Source organism: Ruegeria jejuensis (genome assembly GCF_041537905.1).
Classification (GTDB): domain Bacteria; phylum Pseudomonadota; class Alphaproteobacteria; order Rhodobacterales; family Rhodobacteraceae; genus Ruegeria_C.
This window is the reverse complement of sequence record NZ_JBGRUO010000030.1, coordinates 40988-50571: the sequence shown is the minus strand read 5'-3', so window position 1 is coordinate 50571 and position 9584 is coordinate 40988. Positions and strand designations below refer to the sequence as shown.

The window sequence follows — 9584 nt, the reverse complement described above, 5'->3', positions numbered from 1 at the left end:
CATGGGAAAACCCTCTGTCAATCGAGGCAAAATCACCTCGATCAACAGGAAACTCCCAACTCAACAAACCGCGAAACATATCCCGCGTAAGCACAACTCACGCCAAACAGAGCCCATATCGCGGAGCGATTTAGTGCCTGAGCCGGATAGCGACATTTGACGGCTCGCAGCGAATGACTGCATGTTTAGACAGCCAATCGCGGCTCACGAACTTGAAAAGGTCCAGCTATGAAGCATGTAGGTAGCTGTCATTGTGGTGCGATCCGTGTTGAGTTGGAAACGGCCCGCATGCCTCAAGATCAAGTTCTTGGGGCTTGTCAGTGCTCGTTTTGCCGCAAACACAACGCGGCGATACGGAATCTGAACGGCAAGGGTCTTCTGTCGACGGCGATGGGTGGAAAAGTCTGGCACAGGCCAGTCCAACCCAGCCAATCGCAAGAGGCTGGCGACCATCCCCGCCGTCTGTCTCAGTGGCAGCTTGAGCAGTACCTTGATCGACAGGCAGAATTGGATCGCCGCATTCGAAAAGTCCGGCGGACGCCCAGGCCGACCCTCATGCGCTGCCAACCAGGTCATACCCTTGTCCAGCCAGACAAGAAGGGACCCACGCTTCTTGAGCGCAGCATTGTAGTCAGACCAGTTCGTGACGCGGTAACGGGCGGATGATAGCTTGCTCATTCGACCCGATTAACCATATGGATACACGTTGTGAATCCTTCGCAGCTAGAGTTATGCAACAACGCCGGTCGAAGCCCAGATCGGCAGATGGAAACAAGCTATCGGCGATCGCCTGCAAGCGCGTCATTTTGACAATCAAATTGTCGAAGCGAAAATAGCATCAAAAGCGCTCAACCGCATGACTGATCTCGGTCGCGCGGTGTATAAGCGCGTCGTCTGAAGTGATGGGGTAAGGGGCCAATCCGCCCCAATACTGATCCATGCAACATATTCGCTGAGAGCTTACTTTCGCCGGAAAATCGACCTGGCAACTACGGCATTGGGGCCCGACTCAATACCAACTATTTCTATGGTGTCTGGCCCCAGCATTTTGATGCGATGCATGCCAGTGTCTGGGCGATCGACCATGATAAAGGTGCCATCGAAGTCTTTCACACCAACAAGGGTTTCATCGCCGCTTGTGCCCACTTGGACACCGTCATCCACTTCAAGCTCGTCCGTATTCAATTGCCATTGCCACCTGACCGAAAAAGTAACGCCATCAAAGTCAGAGATTTCGAACTCCAAGCGGTCAATGTCTTGTTCGGTAAATCGTGTCCCGTTCCAGCTACGGCCAACGGTTTCAGCCAAGACCCAAGTACCTGGTAGGTTTTCCGAATGGTCTTGGGCGCTAGACGGTTTTGCCGGCGCCAGAATGACAACCACGAGCAAAATGGCATAAATACTCCGCTTCATCTGGCATCCTTTTCGCGTACTGCAGTCATCGGGGCGGGTAGCTGACCATAGTTTCCAAGTCTATACAAGAACGTTTGCGGCGATCAAGGCCAGCTTGGCGCATCATCTCAAGCACGCATTTACCGAGTAACATTGTATAAGGAGAAGCTTGCCCATTTTCGTGGACGTTTTCAACTCTGACGGCAGTGTCGGCTACAAGACCATCGGCTTTGAGGGCTCTACCAACGCGTTTTCTTAGCTTTTCTTGGATTTTGGCCCATGTGGGCAGCGCCAAGACACAACTATCAAGCCGCGTTTGTCCCGGTTCCGTTGTGATGTCTGTCATGTAGGCCTCGGCGGTGGCTTTAGGGCGCGAATGGCGGCGAGGATTTGTCTGAAAACGAGAGAAGATAGTGGGTCGGCTCAAGTCTCACCGGCAGGCTCAAAGATTTCTGTCTGCGCATGACCAGATCAACCTGATTTTCCGCCCCGGCCGATACCAACTCACCGCAATCTCATACTGCCACGCTCGCTCTGACGCGTTTAAACTCTGGGACGACTACGCCGCCGAAATGGCCGCCTGAACCTGCCTTCGCTAGTGCCTAACAAGCTCACGTCAACAACTTGGCAATACCCTGGCGATACATCACCATTCTGGCACATTGCGATGCCGCAGAGCGGGTGACCTGCCCCCGAGACTCCCTCATTCATAGCGAGAGTCTGCGGGTCTGGTTTTCATAGTTTTGGGTTTCGGTTTGAGCAAGCGCATCGGGCACGGAGCCCTTAAATTGCTCATGCGTCCGGCGCGCTTCTGCTGGGGTCTGGTTCCCGAGCGATGAGTAAGGGGCCTTTCCGAAAGCGGGAAAAGACGATGCAAGGCCATCGCTCTCCAGGAGGGTTGCAAATGTTCGTGGCGACCCACTCAGCAATCCGCAATTGTTTCAGCTCTCCCGCTCGCCGCCGCTCAGCCTTAACTATTCGATATCACCGCCTCGAAGCAATTGACGCCTGGATTGCCGCCACTCAAGCAGCCTTAACTTAATGGGACTGCATTTCTTGGAGGTCCGGCAGTTAACGTGACAACACCCCGTTTTGGGACCTGCTCTGGCTGGGGGCAGAATGACACCGTCTCATGAGTGTTTTTGATTTTCCCGGCAAGATGAAAATACCCCGCTGGCGCGGGATGGATCATGAATGATTTCGTCTCAGGTCGCAGATTTTGGCTTCTTTTGTCGGTCCAAGTCCAATTCATTGTCAGGCGGGCGTACGGATGCAACAGTGCCGATGTAAAACCGCAATTTGCGTAGCATGAGGTGGATCTCAATGAAACTTTTGGTGGGTGTCTTTGTATCAATGATGTTTTTCCTGCACGTTGTGGACGCACAAGCGCAGGATTCTCAAAGTTTCGTTGGGACCTGGACGGGGGAGACAACGATCCTGCTGGATACGGGTAAAAAGATCATTGAAGCACCCCGCCAGCAGTCGATCATAATAACGGAAGCGGACGGCAATCTTCTTAGGGGCTATCGTACTTGGAGTGCCTTGGAAGAAGATCAGCAGGGCTTTGTGGGTTCGGTACCGACCAGTGACGCCCAAGAGCCATTCATTGGCGTCATCATGTCCAACGGCACAACGATCCGCATGGTGGAAACTGAAGATGGCGGCTTGATGTTTTGCGAGTTGATCTCTCCGGATCAAATCGAAATGACCTATATGGAAGCAGCCCCGCATGCGGTGATCTACACCACCGTCTACAAAAAGATCGAATGAACCTGCCGAGGTGAACCACTAATCTGGGCAGCTTTGGTCCCCTGTCAAGGGGAGAGCCGGTTCGGACGTCGGGCTCAAAGCGTGGTCTGTATCAATCACACTGGGCTCACGTCTTAGGAGATAGATGAAGGCGGTTGTCAGCTTTCGGACTGTGGGGACGTCGGGACACCATCGCACTGCGCAGAGGCTTAAGACCCTGCGCCAAGTTAAGGTGACAGAACCGCGATACGCTCCTAGATTCCTACAAGGTCGAAGTCTCGAACGTTTGGCTCGTTGCTAACTAAGCGGGGGAGGGTGATCAAAGTTTGGTCCACGCGACACTGTTCCGGTTAGAGTCACCGTAAGAACTTGCGGGGACTTTGCGGTGGCCAAGGAAAACACGGTCGAGGCTGACCATGCGCGCGCTTGGTGGGCGTGCTGTGCGAGCTTGTTTTTTTGCGGCTTTCTCCTAGCCACTTGGATCGCTCATATTCCAAGCTTCGCAGAGCGGTTCGAGTTGAACTCGCGCGAAATGGGCGACGCAATCTTTGGTTTGTTCACCAGAGCTCTGGCTCCCGTGTAATCGCTGACCTGCCCAGCGGATATGAAGAAGCGTATCGGACGTCCGACACTGTCGGTAACGGCGTGCAACTTCGTATTCATGCCGCCCTTGGTGCGCCCGATCAGTCGACCGCGCCCCCCTTTTTCAGCCGCAGGCTGGAGGCCGTGCGATGCGCTTTGAGGTAGGTTGCATCAATCATGATGGTCTTATGGTCGGTTCCTTCCGCCGCGAGCCCAGCCATGATCCGAGCGAACACACCCATGTCGCTCCACCGCTTCCACCGGTTGTAGAGTGTCTTGGGCGGGCCGTACTCGCGAGGTGCATCAGACCACCGCAACCCATTGCGGTTAATGAAAATAATCCCACTCAATACACGCCGATCATCAACCCTCGGCTTGCCATGGCTCTTCGGAAAGTAAGGTTGAAGGCGCGCCATCTGTTCATCAGTCAGCCAGAATAGATTGCTCATGATACACCCCTGAAACTCAGGGGCTTGAATCACGCAGCCGAGATGGCGGCAACCAAATTAATGGGTCCAGAACCTAGAGCCGTGCAAACGATCTGATCCCGGAGGCGTAGGAAGGTCAGACGGAAGGTAAGGCGCAACAGTCGATGAGACGAGATCAGGAAAACCAGATTGCGACACAGTGCTTCGAGCACGTGGCTTTGAATTGGACTTGATCTGAGAACTCCATACGGGCCCGCGGCATGTGAAAGCCGCACTAGGAGGCCGCATACATGTCAGCACCCGACTACGCGAATTGCCAACCAAAGATTCTTCTTGCCCAAAGGGGGATGTCCATACATGTCGCAAACTCTGGCGTCGGTAAGAGCTATCGCATTGGCAGGCGGTTGTTATCCAGCGAGCTCTGCAAATTGACGGAATCCGCTTGTCGAAAGTCCGAGCTGCCCCTTGCGGATCATGTTGGCGGTCTCAATGCCTGCGAGTGTCGCGGCAGCAGAGGCGAAGCTCTTGAAGCCGAGCATCGGCCTCGTGAGCCTCTTTATGAAGCGGTGATCCTGCTCAATAATGTTGTTTAAGTATTTTGATCTGACAGTGTCGATCTTGACCGGTATCTGCAATCGCTTGAAGAGCTTGTTGACCTCTTTGATCCCGGCTGCGTTGCTCCTGCTTTTGTCAATGGTGATCCGTTTCGGAATGCCATTGTTGCACAATGCATTGGCGAAGAATTTCTTTGCAGACTTGGTGTCTCGCTTCTCGGAAAGCATGAAATCAAGGGTTTGCCCGTCGCGGTCGACGGCTCGATACAGGTACACCCATTCACCGCGAACTTTGATATAGGTCTCATCCATGCGCCAGGATTCAGCGGTATTGGCCTTCCGTTTCTGAGCCGCACGGGCGGCCAAAGGTGCGTACTTCACAACCCAGCGGTTCAGCGTCGCGTGATCAACCGATACCCCACGTTCTCCCATGATCTCTTCCAGGTCACGGTAGGAGACGCCGTAGCGCACATAGAAGTAGACAGCGAACAGGATCACCGATTGCGGAAAGTGTGCACCTTTGAACTCGATCACCGGACATTCCCAAACAATGCAGCAGACCGACCACCAGTTGGATCAAACTTCAGGAACGTGCAACAGGCTGGCCAAAGTTTGCGACAGTACCCTTGAAACGTGTTGGGTCAATGCGAAGTGATTTGATCTTGGAATAGACCGTTGTTGGCGCGACACCAAGCATGGCGGCAGCGCCGCGCTCGCCAGACACTTTTCCCTTGCTCCGCCGCAAGGCGTTTTCGAGGTTCTTGCTCTCGAGATCGCGGAGCTCTTCCATGGTCAGAACAACGTCTGACCTGGGATCGGCCCTGCTTTCCGAAAGCTGGAAATCGAACTTCAGCCGCCCGCCCTGAGCAAGGATGGCTGCGCGCTCGATCACGTTTTCCAATTCCCGAACATTTCCCGGCCACGAGTATTGCTGAAGGACATCGATGTTCAGCCGGGTGAGGCGGGTCTTTGGCAATCGCAGCCGTCGAGTGCTGCGATCAAGGAAGTGTTTCGCCAGGTAGGGGATGTCTTCGGGCCGGTCACACAGACGCTCGCAGCGGATCGAAAAGACGTTGAGCGCAAAATACAAATCTTGCCGGAATCGGCCCGCGCGGACTTCGGTCAGCAGGTCACGGGACGTGGTTGCAACAACGCTAAGGGATACCGGTGTTTGCCTGCTCTCACCAAGCCTTTGGAAATAGCCGGTTTTCAGAACGTCGTGAAGCTTGGCCTGCACGGTTTTTGGCAGATCGGCGATCTCGTCCAGATGCAATGTGCCATTGTGGGCCATCAGCACCTTGCCGGTTTCGTCACGGGTGGCACCCGGAAAGGCGCCCCGTCTGTGGCCAAAAAGCTCGGCCTCCAGATGCTGTCTGTTTGTCTCGTCGCAATTGATCCGCACAAGGGGGCGGCGATGGCGTCTGCTGGCTTCGTGGATCGCGGAAACGGTCAGGCTTTTGCCCGATCCCGGCGGCCCGGAGACAAGAACATGGGCATCATTTTGCGCCGCCAGGTCAATCTGTGAATTAAGCGCCTTGAGGGCTGACGAAACTCCCACCACGCCGGTATGGGACCGGGCGGTGCGGATCTCGGTCAGAAGGTACTCGTTCTCCTGTTCCAGCTTGGTTCTGAACTCTTCGACCTGCGCGAGCGCCTCGCGCAATTTGCGCTCGTTTTCCTTGCGCTCTGTAACGTCGCGGAAGATCACCACCGCCCCGGCAAGCACATCGTGATCGTAGATCGGGGTCGACACGTATTCGACCATGATCGGCCTGCCGTCCTTGCGCCAGAATACGTCGTCATCCACACGCATGGTCTCGTCGCGACGAAAGGAGGCATAGATCGGGCATTGATGCGCCGGGAAATGATCGCCGTTCAGATGCTTATTGTGGATGATCGGATGCAGCTCGCGCCCAACTAGATCATCAGAGGACCATCCCAGCATCTCTTGCGCCGCGCGGTTGACGAACGTCGCCTGCCCCTTGGCATTGATGCCATAGATGCCTTCACCGGCGGCTTCGAGGATCAGGTGATTTTGCGCCTCAACCTCCTGAAAGAAAGAATAGATGTTTTTCCATTGTGACAACCCAGCCTTTTGGTGTGCGTCCTTGTCGGCGACCCGATTGCGATGGTTGTGCTCTTCAAGGTCCAGAAAACTGAGCAGAACCCGATCCCGCGCATACTGCACGCCATAGCTTTGCAGGTGCAGCGGTTCTCTGTTCTGTCCGGCAAGGACCAGCTTGCGGTCCACGTAAGATCCAAAGTGCGCCACGGCGTCGAAGAAGACGCAAGTCCATGAATGATCTGATCGGAGCATGTTGGAGAATGCCCCCTCAAGAGCAGCGGCACCAAACATAGCCTGCGCTGCCGGATTGGCTGCAAGGATGCTGTCGCTGGCTGTATCCAGCAGAACGGTTGGCAATGGGTTGTGTTTGACGAGTCGGGTGGAATCTACGGCATCAAGCATGATCGGATCATTTCGCAATCTGACCGACCCACCACTACGAAAATCCGTAATTTACGAGAACTCGTAAAAATCGCTCAAAAAATAGTCAACTATTTCAATACAGTGCCGGTTCTGGTCGGAATGCAGGCGGTCTATGTTCGTCGCGATCTGCATGACAACCTGACGTTAAAAGACGACAGGAGATGGACATGACGATAAAAAGTTTGGGCAACCCTTTTTCCGAAAAGACCGATCTGCGACATGGTGCCGATTGCGGCTGTGACGGATGCCTTGCGGGTCATGGCCACGACAGCGACCATGTCGAACAGCATCAAATGTCCTCTGAGCAGATGATGGAACGCGCGGTGGAAAGCGCGATTGTCCGCTCGGTTTTTGGTCAGAGCGATATCGGGCGGCGGTCCTTCATGGGGATGATCGGCGGGACGACGGCGGCGGCGGCGCTGGCGTCAGTGTTCCCTCTGGAAAAGGCCACGGCGGCGATCCTCGACGATCTGGGTCCGCCTGAAAAGACCGATCTCAATATCGGCTTTGTGCCGATCACCTGCGCCACGCCGATCATTATGGCGCAACCTTTGGGCTTCTACGAACGCCACGGGTTGAATGCGCAGGTTATCAAGACTGCCGGCTGGGCGGTGGCGCGCGACAAGTCGCTTTCGGGTGAATACGACGCCTCACACATGCTAACCCCGATGCCGCTGGCGATGACTTTGGGCGCAGGATCGGTCGCCACGCCGTACATCATGCCTGCGGTCGAAAACATCAACGGTCAGGCCATTGTCCTGTCGAATGAACACCTGGACAAGCGCGACCCCAAACAGTGGAAAGGCTTCACTTTCGGGGTGCCGTTCGAGTACTCCATGCACAACTTCCTGTTGCGCTACTACGTGGCCGAGTTTGGGCTGGATCCGGACAAAGACATTCAGATCCGCGTGGTTCCGCCACCGGAAATGGTGGCCAACCTGCGCGCGGGCAACCTCGATGGTTATCTCTCGCCCGACCCGTTCAACCAGCGCGCCGTCTATGAGGGCATCGGTTTTATTCACATCCTGACCAAGGAGATCTGGGAAGGGCATCCCTGCTGCGCCTTTGCCGCGCCGCTCTCCTTTGCCACCGACCTGCCCAACACCTATGGTGCATTGCTGAAATCGATCATCGACGCAACGCAATACGCGTCAAACCCGGACAACCGGGTGGAAATTGCCGAGGCGATCTCGCCGACGAACTATCTAAACCAGCCGGTAACGGTGGTGCAGCAGGTGCTGACCGGGACCTATGCTGACGGTCTGGGCGAAGTCCAGCGCGTGCCTGACCGGATCGATTTTGATCCGTTCCCGTGGCACTCGATGGGGGTCTGGATCCTGACCCAGATGAAACGCTGGGGTTATATCGAAGGCGACTTGGACTATAAGGCGGTGGCCGAGCAGGTTTATCTTGCCGCGGACGCCAAGAAGGTGATGACCGATCTGGGCTATAACGCGCCCGATATCACCTACAAGTCCCACGCGATCATGGGCAAGACCTTCGATCCGGCGCAACCGGAAGCCTATGTCGACAGCTTTGCGATCAAGGCCAGTTGATGAAGATGCTTACCGAAAACAAGAAGGCTGCCGTGCTTTCGATCCTGATACTCGTGATCGGATGCCTGATTTGGGAGGTTTCGATCCCCGCCCAGAAAACAGCGGGAGAACTGACGGAATACGAGCTGCTGACTGGGGGAGGTCAACCAAAAGCTGGCGTGCCTCCGCCAACCGACGTGCTTAGCAAGGCCTGGGAACAGCTCTCCAATCCGTTCTATGACGCCGGACCCAACGACAAGGGGATCGGCATCCAGATCGGATATTCTATCTACCGCGTTCTGACCGGCTATCTGCTGGCGGCGGTGATCGCGATCCCGCTGGGGTTCCTTATTGGTATGTCGTCGGTGGCCCATAAGGCGCTCAACCCGTTCATTCAGGTGCTACGGCCGATCTCTCCGCTAGCATGGATGCCGCTTGCGCTTTTCATCATTCAGGACAGCGAGGCCTCGGCTATCTTCGTGATCTTCATCTGTTCGATCTGGCCGATGCTGATCAACACCGCCTTTGGCGTGGCTGGCGTGCGCGAAGACTGGGTCAATGTGGCCCGTACCCACGAATTGGGGCCAGTCAAGACCGCTTTCACCGTGATCCTGCCCGCCGCAGCACCCACCATCGTGACCGGGATGCGAATCTCGATCGGGATTGCCTGGCTGGTGATCGTAGCTGCGGAGATGCTCGTCGGTGGTACCGGCATCGGCTACTATGTCTGGAACGAGTGGAACAACCTCGACCTCACTTCCGTTATCTTCTCAATTCTCATGATCGGCGTCGTCGGCATGCTGCTGGATTCCATCTTCGGCTTACTGCAGCGCACCGTCGCCTACACCGAATAGGA

General features: G+C 55.5%; 7 protein-coding genes and 5 pseudogenes. 5 read left to right on the top strand and 7 right to left on the bottom strand.

Annotated elements, in window-relative coordinates:
- Nucleotides 1-282 precede the first annotated feature (282 nt).
- The 3 genes and pseudogenes from AB1E34_RS23715 to AB1E34_RS23705 all read right to left on the bottom strand — a co-directional run.
- A pseudogene (locus tag AB1E34_RS23715) lies at nucleotides 283-678 on the bottom strand (transposase); the annotation flags it as partial.
- 282 nt (nucleotides 679-960) lie between these two features.
- Nucleotides 961-1413 carry a hypothetical protein gene (locus AB1E34_RS23710; protein WP_372574777.1) on the bottom strand — a complete coding sequence of 151 codons (453 nt, stop codon included), beginning with the start codon at nucleotides 1411-1413 and terminating at the stop codon, nucleotides 961-963.
- Between the two features lie 25 nt (nucleotides 1414-1438).
- Nucleotides 1439-1738, bottom strand: coding sequence for a hypothetical protein (locus AB1E34_RS23705; RefSeq protein ID WP_372574776.1), 300 nt, complete (start codon nucleotides 1736-1738; stop codon nucleotides 1439-1441).
- Nucleotides 1739-1790: 52 nt separating this feature from the next.
- On the opposite strand from AB1E34_RS23705, the pseudogene AB1E34_RS23700 reads away from it, so the two are divergent.
- A pseudogene (locus AB1E34_RS23700) lies at nucleotides 1791-1976 on the top strand (IS6 family transposase); the annotation flags it as partial.
- Between the two features lie 123 nt (nucleotides 1977-2099).
- Here the strand turns inward: AB1E34_RS23700 and AB1E34_RS23695 are convergent.
- Nucleotides 2100-2237 (bottom strand): annotated as a pseudogene (locus tag AB1E34_RS23695) (IS3 family transposase); the annotation flags it as partial.
- 2 nt (nucleotides 2238-2239) lie between these two features.
- Between AB1E34_RS23695 and AB1E34_RS26135 the strand changes: the two are divergent.
- A pseudogene (locus AB1E34_RS26135) lies at nucleotides 2240-2434 on the top strand (IS6 family transposase); the annotation flags it as partial.
- Between the two features lie 281 nt (nucleotides 2435-2715).
- The gene (locus tag AB1E34_RS23690) at nucleotides 2716-3162 is read left to right on the top strand and encodes a hypothetical protein (RefSeq protein WP_372574775.1); all 447 of its coding nucleotides are present in this window, start codon (nucleotides 2716-2718) and stop codon (nucleotides 3160-3162) included.
- A gap of 534 nt (nucleotides 3163-3696) precedes the next feature.
- Here the strand turns inward: AB1E34_RS23690 and AB1E34_RS23685 are convergent.
- The 3 genes and pseudogenes from AB1E34_RS23685 to AB1E34_RS23675 form a co-directional block, all read right to left on the bottom strand.
- Nucleotides 3697-4172: pseudogene (locus AB1E34_RS23685) on the bottom strand (IS5 family transposase); the annotation flags it as partial.
- A gap of 386 nt (nucleotides 4173-4558) precedes the next feature.
- Complete coding sequence (locus AB1E34_RS23680) at nucleotides 4559-5239, bottom strand: IS6 family transposase (RefSeq protein ID WP_372574774.1); 681 nt, start codon at nucleotides 5237-5239, stop codon at nucleotides 4559-4561.
- A gap of 49 nt (nucleotides 5240-5288) precedes the next feature.
- The gene (locus AB1E34_RS23675) at nucleotides 5289-7172 is read right to left on the bottom strand and encodes a sigma-54 interaction domain-containing protein (protein WP_372574773.1); all 1884 of its coding nucleotides are present in this window, start codon (nucleotides 7170-7172) and stop codon (nucleotides 5289-5291) included.
- A gap of 188 nt (nucleotides 7173-7360) precedes the next feature.
- Between AB1E34_RS23675 and AB1E34_RS23670 the strand changes: the two genes are divergently transcribed.
- Entirely contained in the window at nucleotides 7361-8749 is a 1389-nt protein-coding gene (locus tag AB1E34_RS23670) for a CmpA/NrtA family ABC transporter substrate-binding protein (RefSeq protein ID WP_372574772.1), read from the top strand.
- Nucleotides 8749-9582, top strand: coding sequence for a nitrate ABC transporter permease (ntrB, locus tag AB1E34_RS23665; RefSeq protein WP_372574771.1), 834 nt, complete (start codon nucleotides 8749-8751; stop codon nucleotides 9580-9582). Before AB1E34_RS23670 ends, ntrB begins: the two co-directional genes overlap by 1 nt.
- The last annotated feature ends 2 nt before the right edge of the window (nucleotides 9583-9584 follow it).